This window comes from Curtobacterium sp. A7_M15 (genome assembly GCF_030705415.1).
GTDB lineage: Bacteria > Actinomycetota > Actinomycetes > Actinomycetales > Microbacteriaceae > Curtobacterium.
Window position 1 is genome coordinate 17,971 of record NZ_JAUZED010000030.1, and the last position, 17,166, is coordinate 35,136.

17 protein-coding genes are annotated in these 17,166 nt (G+C 73.1%); 4 read left to right on the plus strand and 13 right to left on the minus strand.

Annotation, left to right across the window (positions count from 1 at the left end; translation table 11 throughout):
- Positions 1 to 30 precede the first annotated feature (30 nt).
- Both Q7F20_RS07770 and Q7F20_RS07775 read left to right on the plus strand, forming a co-directional pair.
- Positions 31 to 606, plus strand: coding sequence for a GNAT family N-acetyltransferase (locus Q7F20_RS07770; protein WP_305739537.1), 576 nt, complete (start codon positions 31 to 33; stop codon positions 604 to 606).
- On the plus strand, positions 603 to 1,094 hold the full coding sequence (locus Q7F20_RS07775; protein ID WP_305739538.1) for an SRPBCC family protein: 492 nt from the start codon (positions 603 to 605) through the stop codon (positions 1,092 to 1,094). The genes Q7F20_RS07770 and Q7F20_RS07775 overlap by 4 nt, the downstream gene beginning before the upstream one ends.
- On the opposite strand, the gene Q7F20_RS07780 is transcribed toward Q7F20_RS07775, so the two are convergent.
- The 5 genes from Q7F20_RS07780 to Q7F20_RS07800 form a co-directional block, all read right to left on the minus strand.
- Positions 1,061 to 1,894, minus strand: coding sequence for a MurR/RpiR family transcriptional regulator (locus Q7F20_RS07780; protein ID WP_305739539.1), 834 nt, complete (start codon positions 1,892 to 1,894; stop codon positions 1,061 to 1,063). The two genes, Q7F20_RS07775 and Q7F20_RS07780, sit on opposite strands and share 34 nt — an antisense overlap.
- Positions 1,891 to 3,150 carry an allantoate amidohydrolase gene (locus Q7F20_RS07785; protein ID WP_305739540.1) on the minus strand — a complete coding sequence of 420 codons (1,260 nt, stop codon included), beginning with the start codon at positions 3,148 to 3,150 and terminating at the stop codon, positions 1,891 to 1,893. Before Q7F20_RS07785 ends, Q7F20_RS07780 begins: the two co-directional genes overlap by 4 nt.
- Positions 3,147 to 4,403, minus strand: a complete 1,257-nt coding sequence (locus tag Q7F20_RS07790) for an alanine--glyoxylate aminotransferase family protein (protein WP_305739541.1) — start codon at positions 4,401 to 4,403, stop codon at positions 3,147 to 3,149. The genes Q7F20_RS07785 and Q7F20_RS07790 overlap by 4 nt, the downstream gene beginning before the upstream one ends.
- Before the next feature lie 43 nt (positions 4,404 to 4,446).
- Positions 4,447 to 5,835, minus strand: a complete 1,389-nt coding sequence (gene allB / locus Q7F20_RS07795; RefSeq protein ID WP_305739542.1) for an allantoinase AllB — start codon at positions 5,833 to 5,835, stop codon at positions 4,447 to 4,449.
- 153 nt (positions 5,836 to 5,988) lie between these two features.
- Positions 5,989 to 6,708 (minus strand): VIT1/CCC1 transporter family protein, encoded by a 720-nt coding sequence (locus tag Q7F20_RS07800; RefSeq protein ID WP_305739543.1) that lies wholly within the window; start codon positions 6,706 to 6,708, stop codon positions 5,989 to 5,991.
- A 179-nt stretch (positions 6,709 to 6,887) separates the two neighbouring features.
- On the opposite strand from Q7F20_RS07800, the gene Q7F20_RS07805 reads away from it, so the two are divergent.
- Positions 6,888 to 7,445 (plus strand): VOC family protein, encoded by a 558-nt coding sequence (locus tag Q7F20_RS07805; protein ID WP_305739544.1) that lies wholly within the window; start codon positions 6,888 to 6,890, stop codon positions 7,443 to 7,445.
- Between the two features lie 4 nt (positions 7,446 to 7,449).
- On the opposite strand, the gene Q7F20_RS07810 is transcribed toward Q7F20_RS07805, so the two are convergent.
- From Q7F20_RS07810 to Q7F20_RS07845, 8 genes are all read right to left on the minus strand, one after another.
- Positions 7,450 to 7,995, minus strand: a complete 546-nt coding sequence (locus Q7F20_RS07810; RefSeq protein ID WP_305739545.1) for an N-acetyltransferase — start codon at positions 7,993 to 7,995, stop codon at positions 7,450 to 7,452.
- 4 nt (positions 7,996 to 7,999) lie between these two features.
- Positions 8,000 to 9,403: an LLM class flavin-dependent oxidoreductase gene (locus Q7F20_RS07815; RefSeq protein WP_305739546.1), complete on the minus strand. Its 1,404-nt coding sequence runs from the start codon at positions 9,401 to 9,403 to the stop codon at positions 8,000 to 8,002.
- A 69-nt stretch (positions 9,404 to 9,472) separates the two neighbouring features.
- On the minus strand, positions 9,473 to 9,922 hold the full coding sequence (gene sufU, locus Q7F20_RS07820; RefSeq protein WP_305739547.1) for a Fe-S cluster assembly sulfur transfer protein SufU: 450 nt from the start codon (positions 9,920 to 9,922) through the stop codon (positions 9,473 to 9,475).
- Positions 9,919 to 11,211, minus strand: a complete 1,293-nt coding sequence (locus tag Q7F20_RS07825; protein ID WP_305739554.1) for a SufS family cysteine desulfurase — start codon at positions 11,209 to 11,211, stop codon at positions 9,919 to 9,921. Before Q7F20_RS07825 ends, sufU begins: the two co-directional genes overlap by 4 nt.
- 111 nt (positions 11,212 to 11,322) lie before the next feature.
- A complete protein-coding gene (locus tag Q7F20_RS07830; protein WP_305739548.1) occupies positions 11,323 to 11,535 on the minus strand; it encodes an antitoxin in 213 nt (70 codons plus the stop codon).
- Positions 11,536 to 11,631: 96 nt separating this feature from the next.
- The gene (locus tag Q7F20_RS07835) at positions 11,632 to 12,924 is read right to left on the minus strand and encodes a chloride channel protein (RefSeq protein WP_305739549.1); all 1,293 of its coding nucleotides are present in this window, start codon (positions 12,922 to 12,924) and stop codon (positions 11,632 to 11,634) included.
- Between the two features lie 98 nt (positions 12,925 to 13,022).
- Entirely contained in the window at positions 13,023 to 15,158 is a 2,136-nt protein-coding gene (locus tag Q7F20_RS07840; RefSeq protein WP_305739550.1) for an alpha-galactosidase, read from the minus strand.
- 81 nt (positions 15,159 to 15,239) lie between these two features.
- Positions 15,240 to 16,223, minus strand: a complete 984-nt coding sequence (locus Q7F20_RS07845; RefSeq protein WP_305739551.1) for a magnesium and cobalt transport protein CorA — start codon at positions 16,221 to 16,223, stop codon at positions 15,240 to 15,242.
- Positions 16,224 to 16,412: 189 nt separating this feature from the next.
- Between Q7F20_RS07845 and Q7F20_RS07850 the strand changes: the two genes are divergently transcribed.
- A partial coding sequence (locus Q7F20_RS07850; protein WP_305739552.1) for a tryptophan-rich sensory protein occupies positions 16,413 to 17,166 on the plus strand: 754 nt, incomplete at its 3' end.

The following is a 17,166-nucleotide window of genomic DNA, read 5'->3' on the forward strand; positions in this document are numbered from 1 at the left end:
CGCGACCGGCACCGTCGCTAGGCTCGACCCATGGACCCCGTCACGCTCCGGACCGAGCGGCTGGTCCTCTCGGTCCCCGAGCTCGCCGATGCCGACGACGTCGTCGCCTACGCCAACGATCCCGACGTGGTCGCGTTCATCGCGATGCCCGAGCCGTACGGTCACGCCGAGGCGCGGCACTGGCTCACGGCCGTCGTGCGGGACGGCTGGGCGTCGGACGCCCGCTACGAGTTCGCCGTCCGCCGCGGCGACGACCCACGGCTGCTCGGCACCGTCGGGCTCTTCGGGTTCGCCGGCGGCGGCGCGGAGATCGGGTACGCGACCCACCCGGACGCCCGCGGCCACGGGTACGTGACCGAGGCCGCCGAGCGCGTCCTGCAGTGGGCGTTCGCGCCGACTCCCCACGGACTCGGGCTCGCGCGGGTGCAGTGGCGGGCGATGGCGGAGAACCGCGCCTCGATCGCCGTCGCGCAGCGCCTCGGCATGCGGTACGAGGGGCGGCAGCGGTCCGCGGTGCTCCAGCACGGCAGGCGCCACGACCAGCTGCTGGCGGCCGTCCTGCACGACGACGACCGCTCGGTCCGCCCGGATTGGCCGACGTCGTGACCGTCGCGTTCCGGGTCGTCACGGACCTCGCGGTCCCGCCCGAGCGCGCGTTCGCGCTGTCGCTCGACATCGGTGCGCACGAGCGGTCCATGGCCGCCTCCGACGAGCGCGCGGTCGCGGGCACCACCACCGGCACGATCGGGCTCGGTGAGTCCGTCACGTGGCGCGCGCGGCACTTCGGGATCACGTGGCGGATGACGAGTCGGATCACGGCCCTGGAGGCGCCCCACCGGTTCGTCGACGAACAGGTGCGTGGGCCGTTCGCCCGGTTCCGGCATGAACACCGCTTCGAGCCGTCGGCCGGCGGCACGCGCATGGTCGACGAGATCGAGTTCCGCGCACCGCTCGGGGTGCTCGGTGTCGTCGCCGAGCGGGCCGCCCTGGCTCGGTACCTGCCGCGGCTGATCCACGAGCGCAACGCCTCGCTGGCGGCCGAACTCGCCGACGGCACGGGTCACGGCGCGGCGAGCTCGCCCAGCGCGTCGTAGGCCTTCGCCACCGCGTCCACGCGTGCGCGCCCGCCGGGACCCGACGCCTCGTACACGTCGTTCGCGATCGCGGCGACGACCGCGAACAGCGCCGCCATCGAGTCGAACGCGGACGGGGAGTCCACCGGACACAGGATCGCCGTGGCCGCCGGCGCCGCGATCACGGCCGCGGTCGGGTCACCGATGACGACCACGTCCGCGCCGCTCGCGACGCAGTGCTCGACGAGCTTCCCGACGCCCGACGCGTGACGACGCACCGTGACGATGACGACGAGGTCGCGGCGGTCGAGGTCGGCGACCTCCTCGCCCAGGCGCTGCCCCGGCGCCGGTCCGATGCGGACGTCCGGTCGGACCTGTGCGAGCTGGGCACGCAGCTGGAGGGCGATCGGGTACGCCCCGCGCTCGCCGGCCACGAGCACCCGGCGGGCTCGGACGATCCGACGGGCGAGACGGGGACGGTCGGCCCGTGCGAGCGAGGCGAACGCCGCGTCGAGGTTGCGCGACTCCACGGCGCGCTGGTCGACGTGCGCGGCGTCCTCGGCGGCCCACGGGAGGCCGGATCCGCGTGCCGACATGAGGTTCTGCCGGACCTCCGCGGCGTCCTGGAAACCCAGGGACCGGACGAGCCGCGAGACCGTGGCCTTCGACGTGCCCGACTCGGCGGCGAGCTCGGCGGACGTGCCGACGAGCAGGAGTTCGGGGTCGTGGCGGACCATCGCGGCGACGCGGCGCTCGGCCGGGGACAGCTGCTCCCAGACCGAGTCGATGCGCGCCCGGACGTCCGGGCCCGCGGTGCTCACGACGCGGCCACCCGTCCGACGGCCACGGCGAGCGCGTCGAGGCCGAGGGCGATGTCCTCGGTGGAGACGAACTCGTCGGGGTGGTGGCTGATGCCGTCCGGGTTGCGGAGGAAGAGCATGGCGACGTCCGTCACGAGCCCGAGCGACATGGCGTCGTGTCCGGCGCGGGAGAACAGTTCGAGCGGTCGGGGCTCCCCGGTCGACTCGATGCCCGCGCGCACGGCGTCCATCAGCCGCTGGGCGCAGAACACCGCCGGCGCCCGGTGGACCTCGGTCGGCTCGACGCTGACCCCGCGGCGCTCCCCGATGAGCGCGAACGCCTTCGTGATCTCGTCCCACACGGCGTCGCGTCCCTCGTCGAACTCGCCGCGCAGGTCGACCGAGAACCGTGCGAGCCCCGGGACGACGTTCACCGCGCCGGGCTCGACGGTCATGGTCCCCACGGTGCCGACGTGCTGCGACGCCCGGCAGATCCGCTCGACGGCGAGTGCGGCCTCGGCGGCGGCGAGCAGGGCGTCGTGCCGGCGGTCGTAGGGGGTACCGCCGGCGTGCCGGGCCTCGCCGACGGCCTCGACGGTGAACCGGCGGGCGCTCGCGATGCTCGTGACGACGCCGAGCGCCTGACCGGCCTGTTCGAGGTACGGCCCCTGCTCGATGTGCGCCTCGAGGTAGCCCGCCAGCGCGGACGGTTCGACCGCGGCCTCGTGCACGCGCGACGGGTCGAGACCGAACCGGGTGAAGGCGTCGCGGAGGGTCAGCCCGTCGCCGTCCGTCAGCTCCCACCAGGACTCGTCCCAGACTCCGGCGACCGCGGACGAGCCGAGCAGCGCCTTGCCGAACCGGGTGCCCTCCTCGTCGGAGAAGGCGATGACCTCGAGCGCGACCGGGAGCGGACCGTCGGTGGTCGCCCGCGCCACCGTCCGGATCGCCATGAGGACCCCGACGATCCCGTCGAACCGGCCGGCGTCCACCACGGTGTCGAGGTGCGACCCGAGCAGCAGCACGGGCGCGTCGGGGGTCGCGCCGTCGACACGGCCGTGCAGGTTGCCCGCCGCGTCCTGCCAGGTGCTGAGGCCGGCGTCGCGCATCCACCCGCCGACGATCGCGTTGACCCGTGCGTGTTCCGGCGAGAGGTAGACGCGGGTGATCCGGCCGGGCTCCTCGGTGACGGTCGCGAGCTCGTCGCACCACCCGGCGATCAGCGCTGCGTCGGCGCTGGCGGTCGCGGAGGCCCGGACCACCGACGGGGCGCTCACGCGGACACCCCGGCCGCGACAGCCGCGGCAGCGGGAGCAGCGACCCCGGCGTACACGTCGAGCGCCGCGTCCACGCCACCGCCCTGCGGCACCGCGTGCCCGGCCCGGCGCAGGGCCTGCTCGAGCGCGGCGAGGGTGGTCACGACGGTGTCCTTCCGTGCGTTGTAGCCCATGGTGCCGATGCGCCAGACGCGTCCGTGCAGCGGTCCGAACGACGTGCCGATCTCGATGCCGTGGTCGTCGAGCATCGCGGCGCGGACCTGGTCGCCGACGACGTCCGAGGGGATCTCGACCGCGACGACGTTGTGCATCTTGTGGCCGATGTCGCCGAAGACGCCGAGCCCGAGCGCCTGCACCCCGGCGGTCATCGCGCGACCGGCGGTCTCGTGCCGGGCGACGACGGCGTCGCGCCCTTCCTCGAGCAGGATCCGGGCGCACTCGTTCGCCGCGTAGAGCATCGACGCGGCCTCGGTGTGGTGGTTGAGCCGTCGCGGACCCCAGTAGTCGAGGATCATCGCCAGGTCGAGGTAGTTCGACCGGATCGGTTCGTCGGCGACCTCGTCCCCCGGCTCGCGGATGCCCGCCTCGACGCTGCGACGCTCGTCGAGCACGGCGACGGCACGTGGCGAGAGGGTGAGCGGTGCGCTGCCGGACGGTCCGCCCAGGCACTTCTGCAGTCCCGCGCTCACGGCGTCGATGCCCCAGGCGTCGACCTCGAGCGGGTTGCCCCCGACGGTGGCGGTCGCGTCGGTGTAGAACAGCACGCCGTGCCGCTCGCAGATCGCGCCGAGCTCGTCGAGCGGCTGGTTCATCGTGGTCGAGGTGTCGCCCTGCACGATCGCCAGGACCTTCGGGCGTACCCGCGCGATCGCGTCCTCGATCGCCGTCGGGGTGAACACCTGCCCCCACTCGGTCTCGATCGTGTGGACCTCGGCTCCGGCCCGCCCGGCGATCTCGGCGAGCAGGTGCCCGAACCGGCCGAACACCGGGACGAGCACGCGGTCCCCCGGTGCGAGCAGGGAGACGAGCGCGGCCTCGATGCCGGCGCGGGAGGTGCCGTCGACGAGCACCGTGGCGTCGTTGGCGGTGCCGAACACGCGCCGGTAGAGCTCCTGCGTCTCGTTCATCGTGGTGGTCATCCACGGGTCGTACTGCCCGACGAGCGGGGTCGACAGGGCACGCAGCACCCGCGGGTCGGCGGTGATCGGCCCCGGCCCCATGAGCAGACGGGCGGGCGGGTTCAGTGGGAGCATGTTCGGTCCTCTCGTTCCGGTGGAGATCGTATCGGAACGATCGTTACGGTTGCGCTTCCGCGAGCACGGGTCGGTCGACCAGCGCCCCGCTGACGGACGTGACGCCGTCGTCCGCGGTCGCGACCAGTCGACCGCGCAACCAGGTCTCGGTGACGCTGCCCCGCGCCTCCAGGCCGGCGAACGCAGAGACGGGGTTGCGGTGCGCGAGCCCGGCCGCCTCGACGACCGCCGTGGCGGACGGATCGAACACCGCGAAGTGGGCGAGCGCGCCCGGCGCGATGCGACCGCGGTCGGTGAAGCCGACGAGCGCCGCCGGGCCGGTCGTGAAGCGCGGCAGCAGCTGCTCGAGCGTCACACCGCGGCGCAGGGCCTCCGTCCACACGGCGCGGAAGCCGACCTGCAGCCCGGCGATCCCACCCCAGGCGGTCCCCCAGTCGTCGGTCTTGAGGTCCGCGGTGGAGGGCGAGTGGTCGGACACGATCATGTCGATCGTGCCGTCCAGGACCCCGGCCCAGAGCGCGTCGCGGTTGGCGTCGTCGCGGATCGGCGGGCAGCACTTGAACTCGGTGGCCCCGTCGGGGATCGTGCCGGCCTCGAAGGCGAGGTAGTGCGGGCAGGTCTCGACCGTGATCCGCACGCCGTCGTCCTTCGCGGCGCGGATCATCGGCAGCGCCCCGGCGTCGGACAGGTGCAGGACGTGGACGCGCGCCCCCGTCTCGCGCGCGCCCTCGATGACCCGTGCGATCGCGGACCGCTCGGCGTCCACCGGCCGGGTGGCCAGGAAGTCGACGTAGTGTCCGCCGAGCGCCGCGTGGTCGACGAGGAACTCCGGGTCCTCGGCGTGGACGATGAGCAGGGCGTCGATGCGGGCGACCTCCTCGATCGCCGCGCGCAGCTGGGTGGCGTCGAGGTGCGGGAACTCGTCGACCCCGGAGGGCGCCGTGAAGCACTTGAAACCGAACACGCCGGCGTCGTGCAGGCCGTCGAGCGATCCGGCGTTCGCCGGGACGGCGCCGCCCCAGAACCCGACGTCGACGGCGACGCGGCCCTCGGCACTCGCGCGCTTGACCTCGAGCGCCTCGACGGTCGTCGTCGCCGGGATCGAGTTGAGCGGCATGTCGATGATCGTGGTGACGCCGCCGAGGGCAGCCGCACGCGTGGCGGAGGCGAAGCCCTCCCACTCGGTGCGGCCGGGCTCGTTCACGTGCACGTGCGTGTCGACCAGGCCCGGCAGGAGGACGTGCTCGTCGGGCACGGTCCGGTCCTCGAGGGCCTCGACGGGTGCGTCCACGGCCACGACGGCGTCGACGCGCCCGTCGCGGACGACGACCGCTGCGGGCCGGAAGACGCCGTCGATCCAGGTGCGGCCGGCCCGCAGGACCAGGTCGGCGGGGGCGGGTGCGGCGACCGGGGCCTGGATCTCTGTTGCCATGGCGTCCTCCGAAGGAGTGGGAAGGACGAGCGGTGCCCGCCCCAGCCACGACGCTACGGAGACACTGCGCCCGGCCCGTTACCCCCGTGTAACGGTCGTGTGTCGTGATGACCGTCCTGGAACGATCGTTCCCACCCACCCACCGCGCGCCGCTCAGAACGCGTGCGCCCCGAGGACCGCCCCGGCGGCGTACGTCGCGGCCAGGGCGAGGGCTCCCCCGAGCACCACGCGCACCGTCGCCCGCACGCGCGGAGCACCACCGAGCGCGGCGCCGGTCGTCCCGGTGGCGGCGAGCGCGACGAGCACCGCGACCACCGTGACCGCGATCCGCGCCGGCTCGGGGGTGAGGAGCATCGCGAGGAACGGCAGCACGGCACCGGTCGTGAAGGTCGCCGCCGATACCCACGCGGCGCGCCACGGGCTCACCACCTCGTCCTCGGCGTCGCGGAGCGCGACCGCGGCCCGTCGACGGCGCACCTCGGGGCGGACGAGCTCGTCGGCCACGGCGCGTGCGACGGCCGGCTCGACGCCGAGGCTGCGGTAGTGGGCGGCGATCGTCCCGGCGTCCTCCGACTCCGCCTCGAGCTCGGCCTGGTGCGCAGCCTGCCCGCTGCGTTGGGCGTCACGGGCACCGCTGACGGACACGTACTCGCCGAGGGCCATCGAGACCGCACCCCCGACGAGTGCCGCGGTGCCCGCCGCGACGACCGGCCCCGTCCCCGCGCCGGCGCCCGCGACGCCGACGAGCACCGCAGCGACCGAGACGATGCCGTCGTTCGCGCCGAGCAACCCGGCGCGCAGCCAGTTGAGTCGGGCGGCACTCGTGGTGTCGTGGTCCGTGGAGGGAAGGACGAGGTCCGCTGCGGTCGACATGCGAGCCAGGATGCCACTCGAACCGAGCCGGCACCAGCATGGTGAGGCTACCCTGACCAGGGGTTTTCCGGTGAGGGCAGCCTCACCTCACCGGTCTTCGGCGTGCGGGAAGCCGCATCGGCACCGCACCCTCGGCACCCGCCCGTCCCGCCCGGGCGCCGGGGTGTCAGGATCGGCCCATGAGCGCGGGAATCAGGATCGACCACGTGGGCGTCACGGTGCCGGACATCGACGCCGCCACGGCGTTCTTCGTCGCTGCGTTCGACGCCGTCGTGCTGTACGACATGCGCTGCCGCACGGAGGAGCCGAACGGCACGGCCGAGGCGCACCGCTACCTGGGGATCCCGTCGACGATGGCGCAGGGCGCGATGCGGATGCTCGCACTGCCGGACGGGCCGGGGCTCGAGCTGTTCGAGTACCTCGGACCGGACCAGCACCGTCCCGTGCACCCGGCGGACCTCGGGTGGCAGCACCTGGCGATCTACGCCGACGACCTGGATGCCACGCTCGCTCGCATCGAGGCAGCCGGGGGCACGCGCAACTCCGACCCGCGCGACCTCCGTGGCCTCGAGGTCGGCGAGGGGAACCGGTTCGTCTACACGCGGACCCCGTGGGGATCGACGCTCGAACTCGTCAGCTACCCGACGCCGCAGCCGTACCTGCTCGTGGCGCCGCGCGCGAAGTGGGCGCCGTGGCCGAGCACCGCGGACGCCGTCCCCGCACCCCAGCCGTCCTGACGGTTCACCCGTCGCCAGCGACGACGCCGTCGGCGACCCAGACCCGGGTCGGCTGACCGTTCAGGGCGTGCGGGAAGGGGTCGCCCACGGGACGGAACCCAGCACTGCGGTACAGCCGGAGCGCCGGTGCGTTGTCGTCCAGCGCGTGCAGCAGGGACCGGCCGTGGCCCGCGGCTCCGGCCTCGGCGACCGCTGCGCGCAACAGGGACCGTCCGAGTCCGTGCCCCTGTGCCCGGGGGTCGACGGCGAGGAGCGAGAGGTAGGCGGCGTCCTCGGGGTCCCCGTCACGCCCTGTCCCCGGCGCGGTGACGAGCGCGAACCCGGCGACCCCGGTGGTCCCCGCGGAACGGTCGACCGACGTCCGGTCCGGTCCGGACGACGCCACGAGGAGCGCGACGCGCGGCACGTCGAACTTCGACCGCGCTCGTTCCCGCACCGCCTCCGACTCGGGCAGGCCGTCACGGACGGCGACGGCGCGCACCCACAGGTCCACGCACGCGGCCACCTCGTCCCCGACGGCGGCACGCACGACGAACGACGACCGGATCACCCCGTCAGCGTACGGCCGCGCGCTGACCGACCCGGAACGACGCCCCGCGGTGCTCCTCGGGGAGCCGGTCACCGCGGCCGTGCAGCTTCTGCCGCAGGGAGCCCGGCTCGTACGACGACGGGTAGGCGCCTCGTGCCCGGAGTTCCGGGACGACGAACTCGATGACGTCCTCCCACGTACCCGGGGTCACGGCGTAGGCGAGGTTGAACCCGTCGACGTCGGTCTCCTCCTGGATGCGTTCGAGCAGGTCGGCGATGGTGGCGCCCGACCCGACCGCGACCGGACCGAGACCACCGATCGCCGTGTGCCGGGCCAGGTCGCGGATCGTCCACTTCGACCCGTCGGCCCCCTCGGCGGCCGCGATGTTCGCTGCGGCGGACTGGATCGCGTTCGACTCGACGTCACCGAGCGGCTCGTCGAGGTCCCACTGCGACAGGTCGACGCCCATCCAGCCGGAGTTGAGCACGAGGGCGCCCTCCTCGGACGCGTAGGACAGGTAGTCCTCGTACTTCGCCTGCGCAGCCTCGTCGGTCGCGTCGGTGATCACGGTGAGCAGCGAGTAGACGCGAGCGGCGTACCGGTCGCGACCAGCGGCCTCCAGGGCGTCCCGGATCTTCGTGACGGTCGCCGCCAGCTGGGGCAGGGTCGGGGCGCCGACGAAGACGGCCTCGGCGTTCTCGGCCGCGAAGCGGACGCCCCGCGGCGAGGCACCGGCCTGGTAGATGACGGGGCTCCGCTGCACCGACGGTTCGGACAGGTGGATGCCGGGGACGTCGAAGTGCTTCCCGTGGTGCTCGATCGGGTGCACCTTCGACGGGTCCGTGAAGACACCGGTCTCGCGGTCCTCGACGACCGCGTCGTCCTCCCAGGAGCCCTCCCACAGCTTGTAGAGGACCTCGAGGTACTCGTCCGCGACGTCGTACCGGTCGTCGTGCGAGAGCTGGTCGGTCTGCCCCATGTTCCGCGCGGCGCTCGGCAGGTACCCAGTCACGACGTTCCAGCCGATGCGGCCCTTCGTGAGGTGGTCCAGCGTCGAGATGCGCCGGGCGAAGGGGTACGGGTGCTCGTACGCGGTCCCCGCCGTGATCCCGAAGCCGAGGTGCTCGGTCACCGACGCCATCGCGGACACGAGCAGGATCGGGTCGTTCACCGGCACCTGCGAGCCGGTGCGGAGCGCCGCCTCGTTCGAGTCGCCGTGGACGTCGTACGTACCGAGGACGTCCGCGATGAAGATCCCGTCGAAGTTCCCCCGCTCGAGGAGCTTCGCGAGGTCGGTCCAGTACGACAGGTCGTTGTAGTGACGGGACCGGTCGCGCGGGTGCCGCCAGAGCCCCGAGGACTGGTGCGCCACGCAGTTCATGTCGAACGCGTTGAACCGGATCTGCCGTCGATCGCTGTTGGTGCTCACGGCCGCGACCGTACGTGCCGTTCCGGGGTGGACGGCGGAAGGTGACGAACCGTGACGCCGGGCCTGCGTTCAGGCGCGCGTGGTGGCCTCGCGCGCGGCGGCCTCGGCCGCGACCCACGCGAGCATCCCGCACTTGACCCGCATGACGAACTTCGAGACGCCGTGGAACGCGACGAGGTCCTCGAGCACGTCCTCGTCGGGTTCTCCGACGCCCCGGGACCGCATCATCGTGCGGAACTCGTCGGTGAGCGCGATGAGTTCGGGCACCGTGCGGCCGACCGCCATGTCCGTGAGGACCGACGCGGACGCCATCGAGATCGAGCAGCCGTCGCCCTGCCACGCGAGTTCGGCGATGCGGTCGGTACCGGGCTCGAGCCGCAGGCGGACGGTGATCTCGTCACCGCAGGTGGGGTTGCGCTCGAAGTGCTCGGCGTCGGCGTCGGGCAGTGCACCGTCGCCGTGCCGGGCCTTCGCGTGGTCGAGGATGACCTGCTGGTAGAGGGAGTCGAGGGCGCTCATGCGGTCGCCCCGAAGTAGCCACGGACGTCGCCGACGGCGGTCAGGAAGCGGTCGACGTCCTGCTCGGTCGTGTACACGTAGGTACTCGCCCGGCTCGTGGCGACGAGGCCGAGCCGACGGTGCAGCGGCTGGGCGCAGTGGTGACCCGAGCGCACCGCGATGCCCTGGGCGTCGAGGTACTGCGAGACGTCGTGCGCGTGCACGCCGTCGACGTCGAACGCGACGAGTCCCGAGCGCGGGACACCACTCGGCGGCCCCACGACGCGGATGCCCGGGACGGCCGCGAGCCCGTCGAGCATCCGACGGGCGAGGGGCTCCTCGTGCGCGCGGACCCGCTCCATGCCGATCCCCTGCAGGTAGCGGACCGCCTCGGCGAGCGCCACGGCTTGCGACACGGGCTGCGTGCCGGCCTCGAACCGCTCGGGCGCGGGCATGAAGTCGGTGCGCTCCATCGTCACCGTGGTGATCATCGAGCCGCCGGTGCGGAACGGGGGCAGGGCGTCGAGAAACTCGTGCCGGCCCCAGAGCACCCCGATGCCGTTCGGCCCGAGCATCTTGTGCCCCGAGAACGCCGCGAAGTCGACGCCGAGCCCCTGCACGTCGAGCGGCCGGTGGGGTGCGGACTGGCAGGCGTCCAGGACGACGAGGGCGCCGTGGGCGTGGGCAGCGGCGACGACGGCGGACACCGGGGCGACCATGCCGGTGACGTTCGAGACGTGGGCGAAGGCGACGACCTTCGTGCGGTCGGAGATCAGCGCGACGGCGTCCTCGGCCGTCCAGGTGCCGTCGTCCGCGACGGGGACCCAGCGGAGCGTCGCACCGGTCAGCGCGACGAGCTCCTGCCACGGGACGAGGTTCGCGTGGTGCTCGGCCTCGGTGACGAGGACCTCGTCGCCGGGCCCGATGCGGAAGCGCTCGGCGTCGGGTCCCCCGCGGCCCCGGCTGGCGTTCGCGATGCCGTACGCGACGAGGTTGAGGGCGTCGGTGGCGTTCGCCGTCCAGACGACCTCGGACGGGGTCGCGGCCCCGATGAACCCGGCGACGGTGGCGCGAGCGTCCTCGTACGCGTCGGTGCTCAGCGCAGCCAGGGTGTGGGCACCGCGGTGCACGGCGGCGTTGTCGTGCTCGAGGAAGCGTCGTTCGGCGTCGAGCACCTGCCGAGGTCGTTCGGCGGTGGCTCCGGAGTCGAGGTAGGCGAGGGGGAACCCGTTCACCTCCTGCTGGAGGATCGGGAAGTCCTGTTTGATCGCCTCGACCTCGGACTCGGTGAGCGGTTGGTTGGGCGCCACGACAGTCACCACCCAATCGTGGTCCGCGCGCGGCCCGGAGTCCAGTCGGACGGTACCGCTGACGGCGAACGGCCCCGGACGCGCCGGTCCGGGGCCGTCCTCGTCGATGGGCTACTCGTTGCCGATGTGCTTGTCGGCGGCGTCGCGCGCGCCGTCGATCTTGTCGTCGTACTTGCCCCCGGTGGCCTTCTTGACCGCGTCGGCGACGCCGCCGAGCACCTTGTCGCTGATGTCCTCGGCCTGCTCGCTCTTCAGGGCGTCCTGGACCTTGCCGTCCTTCAGGAAGTCCTGGGCCTTCTTCGTGATGTCGTCGAATCCCGCCATCGGTCACTCCTCGTCCCGGGACGGAGCCCGGTGCCCCGTCGTGCGGCCGAGCGTAGGCCGGTGGCGCGACCGGTGTGCCGGATCGTGACGAAGTGTTCAGACCATCTGCGCGCTGCGTCGACGGGCGAGCACGTAGCCGACCGCGACCGACCCGGACACCGCCAGGAGCGAGGGGATGAGGATGTCGGTCCCCTGCTGGGTGAACTCGACGACGAGCACGAGGGCCGTGAAGGGCGCTCGCATCGTCGTCGCGAGGAAGGCTGCGGCTCCGATGAACGCGAACGCCGTGAGGCTCGGTCCGTCGGTCGGCCAGAGCAGGAGCCAGAGACCCCCGAGTCCGCCGCCGACCGCCGACCCGATCGCGATCGACGGGGTGAGGGTGCCGCCGACGGCGCCGGCACCGATCGTGGCCGAGGTCGTGATGGTGCGGATGACGCCCAACGCGAGCAGGAACAGGATCGGCGAGAGCCCGGCGACGGAGCCGTCCTCGAGCGAGGTGTTCATGGCGAGGACCCCGAGTGCCCGACCGTTGCCGAGGATCTCGGGGAAGGGCACGGCGATGAGTCCGACCATGGCGAAGACGACCGGCAGCACGACCATGAGCCGCCACCCCTTCGGAGCGAGCCCCTGCAGCCGGTTCGTGAGCTTCACGAAGCCGACGCCCGCGAACCCGAGCACCGGCCCGACGATCACGGCCCAGACGAGCAACGACGGCGAGAGGTGCATCGCGGGCACGTGGTAGAGCACCTCGTCCGGGATGACCAGGCGCGCCACGAACGCCGCGATCGCACTCGTCGCGAAGGCCGGCAGCGCGGTCGCGAAGGTGAGCTCGCCGAGCAGCACCTCCACCGCGAACAGCGCACCGCCGAGCGGCACGTCGTAGACCGCGGCGAGACCGGCCGCAGCACCGCAGGCGACGAGGATCTTCGTCTCGCGGGCGGTCAGGCCGGCCCGCGCCGTGACAAGCTGGGACAGCCATGCCCCGATCTCGCGCGGCGCCACCTCTTTGCCGATCGAGGCGCCGAGCCCGACGGCCAGGATCTGCACACCTGCGTTCGCCACCGTCGCGAGGGCGGGCATCGGCTTCCCGCCGACGGCCGCCGGCACGGAGACGACCGGGCGACCCCAGCGTCGGAGCGCCCACCACGCGACGCCGGTGAGGACGCCGGCGGCGACGAGCGCGAGGAAGCGGTTCAGCGCACTCGGGGCGTCGGCGGCCTCGAGGTGGCCGCCGAACGGGTAGCCGAACGCGACGAACTGGATGAGCTGCAGCGCGAGCCACACCGAGACACCGGCGACACCCCCGGCCACCCCCACCAGTCCGGTGACCACCGCGAGCTTGAGTGCCCAGACCGGGGTCGCACGTGTCGCGTGTCCAGGGTGCGGCATGACCGGAAGCCTATCGGCACGGCCGCGCCGCCCCGGCGACAGGGCGGACGTCGCGGGGCCGAGCCGCGCCTCCCGGGCCGTGGCAGCGCCCGCCGACGTCAGACGGCCGTGAGTCGGAACGGCACCACGCAGTCGGCCGGCACGAGCGGGGGCTGCAGGCCCACCGTCCCGAGCACGCGGCCACGGAACACCCGGTCGCCCGACCACCACGGCGGCGGCACGATGCCGTGCCCGTCGCCGACCACGACCGGGTCCACCCGGTACGCGGTGTCCGGGTCGAGGTCGCGGAAGGTGACACGACCGGTCCCCGACACCTCCGACCGGCCGGTGCTGACGAAGAAGAACAGCGCCTGCTGCTTGTCGGCGGCGACCGTGCCGGACACGAGCCGGGTCTCGTCGACCTCGTCGACGCGCACGAGGTCGCCCCCGTGCAGGAGTCCCCGCCACTCCTTGTGGAGCGCGATCCACTCGGCGAGGGCGGTCTCCTCGGCGTCGGTCGCCTGCGCGAGGTCCCACTCGATGCCGAAGTGTCCGACCATCGCGGTGCCCGCCCGGAACGCCAGGTCGTGCACGCGTCCGGTGGTGTGGTTCCGCCCGCTCGCGACGTGGGCGCCGAGCAGCTCCGGGGGCAGGAGCTGCTGCGTCCACCGGTGCATCTGCTGCCGTTCGAGCGGGTCGATGTCGTCGGACACCCACACCCGGTCGGTGTGCTCGATGACGCCGAGGTCCACCCGGGCACCACCCGACGAGCAGGACTCGATCTCCAGCGCCGGGAACCGCTCCTTGAGCGTCGCCATGAGCCGGTACGTCGCCAGCGTCTGCTCGTGCACGGCCGCACCGCCGCCCGGGAACCCGGCCTCGGCGAGGTCGCGGTTGTGGTCCCACTTCACGGAGTCGATGCCGTACTCGCCGATGACGGCGGTCATCCGGTCGAGCAGGTGGGCGAACGCCTCGGGGATCGCGAGGTTCAGCACCTGCTGGTCGCGGGACCGGACCGGCAGTCGGCCGTCCGCCTGCATGATCCACTCCGGGTGGGCGCGGGCGAGGTCGCTGTCCTCGTTGACCATCTCCGGCTCGAACCAGAGGCCGAACTGCATGCCGAGCGCCCGCACCCGGTCGACGATCGGGCCGAGACCGTCGGGCCAGACGTCCTCGTCGACGTACCAGTCGCCGAGGCCCGCGTGGTCGTCGCGACGGTGCCGGAACCACCCGTCGTCGAGCACGTAGCGCTCGACCCCGAGTCGCGCGGCGCGCTCGGCGAGGTCGGTCAGACGGGCGAGGTCGTGGTCGAAGTACACCGCCTCCCAGACGTTAAGCGTCACCGGGCGGGGGGTCCGCGGGTGCTGGGGCCGGCTCCGGAGCCAGCGGTGGAAGCGGCGGGCCTGGTCGTCGAGGCCGTCTCCGTACGCGGCGTAGACCCACGGTCCCTCGTAGGCGTCCCCCGTGCCGAGGCGCACCTCGCCGGGGAGCAGGAGTTCCCCGCCCCCGACGACCTGGCGGCCGGTGGCGAGGCGCTCCGCGACGTGCCGGTGGTTCCCGCTCCACGCCGTGTGCACGCCCCAGACCTCGCCGTGGGCGAACCCGAACCCGGGCACGCCGACGCTCAGGACCGTCGCGGCATCAGCACCCGTCCGGCCCTTCCGGCCCTCGCGCTCGTGGGTGCCGACGACGAGCTCGCGGCGCTGCGGGGTGCGCTCCTTGCCCCACCGGCCGGCGAAGTCGAGGATCTCGCGGGCGCGCGACGGGACCGGGAGCGCGAGGGTGAGGTCGTCGACGGTGTAGGTGCCCGCGGCGGTGTTCGTGACGGCGGCACGGGTCCGGACGAGGCCGGAGGGCAGCATCTCGACGGTGAGGCGGAGGGCGAGACCGGCGGTCGGGTCCTCGGCGTGGGCGGTGACGCCGGTCGGACCGGCCGCGGCGTCGGCGGCACCGGTCACCTCGAGCGATGTGACCGTGAACGCCGGTGACCAGTCGCGCCCGTCGCGGTGCCCGGACAGCCCCGGCCGCCCGGTCCACCCGCGGTGCGGTTCGGGCAGGACGGCCAGTCGCACCGGCACGTCGACCTCGTTCGGTGCGACCGGAGAGATGTCCGCCTCGGCCAGGGCAGCGAGCGCCGCCTCGTCGAGCGGCCCGAGCGCGGCACCCCAGTGCACCACCGCCGGCAGGGCGCGGTCGCGGCAGTCGAGGACGAGGGAGACGCCCCCGGCGGTCAGGTGGACGAGGTCGTGCGGCATCGGTGCTCCAGTCGGCGGGGACGTGTCGAGCCTGGTGGTTCCGGGCACCCGTCCGCAAGCCACAGCGCGCGCTCGGACCGGTCAGAACCAGCGCTTGACCTTGAACACCACCCACAGGACCGCGGCGAACACGATCATGGCGACGATCGACAGCGGGTACCCCCACGTCCAGGTGAGCTCGGGCATGTGCGTGAAGTTCATGCCGTAGATCGCCGCGATCAACGTCGGTGCGAACAGGATCGCCGCCCAGCCCGAGATCCGCTTCGTGTCGTCGTTCTGCTTCTGCGCCGCCAGGGTCGAGTCGACCGTCAGCGCGTTCTGCAGCAGCTGCCGGAAGGTGTCGAGCCGCTCCACCGTGCGGATCGCGTGGTCGAGCACGTCGCGGAACCGGCGCTGCATCTCCACCGGGAGGTGGTACTTCTCCGCCCCGCGGTGCAGGTTCTCGATGATGTGGATGAGCGGTCGGGCAGCGCGCTGGAAGTCCACGACCTCGCCGAACAGCTCGTAGATGCGGCGGGAGACCCCGGCCTCGCCCGCGAAGAGCTGGTCCTCGATCTGGTTGATGTCCTCCTCGAGGCCGTCGATCACCGGCACGTACCCGTCGACGATCGAGTCCATCAGCGCCCAGAGCTGCGCCTGCGGCCCCACGGTGACGAGTCCCGGCTTGCCGCTCATCCGCTGGAGTGCTCTCGGCACGGTCTGCTCGCCACGGGGGTCGGCCTTCACGACCACGAGGAAGAAGTCCTCGCCGACGAAGGCGTGGACCTCGCCGAACTCGACCTCCTCCTGCCGGTCGTTGTACAGCGCCGGTTTCAGGACGACGAAGAGCGTCGATCCGTAGCGCTCGAGCTTCGGACGCTGGTGCCCCTCGGCGGAGTCCTCGACCGCGAGTTCGTGCAGTCCGAGGGCGACCGCGACGTCGCCGAGCTCCTCGGCGTCGGGCTGGTGCAGCACGATGCACGCGCTGGCTCCCTGGTCCTCGAGCATGCGGAAGGTGTCGTCGAGCGAGGGACTCGGGATCGGGGCGATCCGGTCGACGTAGACGGTGTTCAGTTCGACAGACACGTCACCACCGTACGCAGGGCGAGCGTCCGGGGGTCGGACGCGACCGACGTGCGGGCCAGGAGGCGCGGGTCGGGCCCGCACCGCGCCTCCCGTCCGCCCCGTCCCCCGTCGGCTGGACGTGCGCTGCGCGCCGGGGCCGGCCGCGCGCCTACCGTGCAGGTCATCAGCATGCTGACGAAAGGGGTCGCCATGAAGAGGGTCTGGAAGCGGATCGCGGTCGCGGTGAGCGCCGTCGTCGCCGTGGTCGGCGCGTTCGTCGGCTCGGGCGCCGCCGGCGGGACGCCGATCCAGGACGCTGCCGGCGGGGCACTATCGGCCTCGTCGACGGCGATCGCGCCGGACGGGCCGGCGTTCTCGATCTGGAGCGTGGTCTACGTGGGGTTGCTCGCCTACGCGGTCCGCCAGTGCTTCCGCACCGCCGACGACGAGCGCCACGCCCGGCTGACCGTACCGGCGGTGCTCTCGCTCCTGCTCAACGCAGCGTGGATCCTGTCGGTGCAGTTCGGGTTCCTGTGGCTGAGCGAGCCGATCATCGTCGCGCTGCTCGCCGTGCTCGTGTGGACGTTCGTGCTGCTCCGGAGGTCGAACCCCTCCGGCGTCGTCGAGGCGATCGTCACCGACGGCACGTTCGGGCTCTACCTCGGGTGGGTGTGCGTCGCGACCGCGGCGAACACGGCGGCGGTGCTGACGGCCGCGGGCTTCCGGGGCTTCGGACTGTCGCTGGACGTCTGGGGCGTGGTGGTGGCGCTCGTGGCCGGGCTCGTCGGGGTGCTCCTCGCGGTGTGGGGTCGGGGGCGCCTGGCGCCGACGGCGTCGCTCGCGTGGGGGTTGGCGTGGGTCGCGGTCGCACGGCTCGACGGGCCGCTCGTGTCGACGCCGACCGCCGTCGCGGCGGTGGTGGCTGCGGCTGCGGCGGTCGTCGTGACGCTCGTGGCGCGGGGCC

Excerpts from the sequence above, each read along its gene's own strand:
- Q7F20_RS07770 (WP_305739537.1), top strand. The coding sequence starts at position 31 with ATGGACCCCGTCACGCTCCGGACCGAGCGGCTGGTCCTCTCGGTCCCC.
- Q7F20_RS07835 (WP_305739549.1), bottom strand. The coding sequence starts at position 12,924 with ATGCCGCACCCTGGACACGCGACACGTGCGACCCCGGTCTGGGCACTC.
- Q7F20_RS07805 (WP_305739544.1), top strand. The coding sequence starts at position 6,888 with ATGAGCGCGGGAATCAGGATCGACCACGTGGGCGTCACGGTGCCGGAC.
- Q7F20_RS07790 (WP_305739541.1), bottom strand. The coding sequence starts at position 4,403 with ATGCTCCCACTGAACCCGCCCGCCCGTCTGCTCATGGGGCCGGGGCCG.
- Q7F20_RS07830 (WP_305739548.1), bottom strand. The coding sequence starts at position 11,535 with ATGGCGGGATTCGACGACATCACGAAGAAGGCCCAGGACTTCCTGAAG.
- Q7F20_RS07800 (WP_305739543.1), bottom strand. The coding sequence starts at position 6,708 with ATGTCGACCGCAGCGGACCTCGTCCTTCCCTCCACGGACCACGACACC.
- Q7F20_RS07840 (WP_305739550.1), bottom strand. The coding sequence starts at position 15,158 with ATGCCGCACGACCTCGTCCACCTGACCGCCGGGGGCGTCTCCCTCGTC.
- sufU (WP_305739547.1), bottom strand. The coding sequence starts at position 9,922 with ATGAGCGCCCTCGACTCCCTCTACCAGCAGGTCATCCTCGACCACGCG.
- allB (WP_305739542.1), bottom strand. The coding sequence starts at position 5,835 with ATGGCAACAGAGATCCAGGCCCCGGTCGCCGCACCCGCCCCCGCCGAC.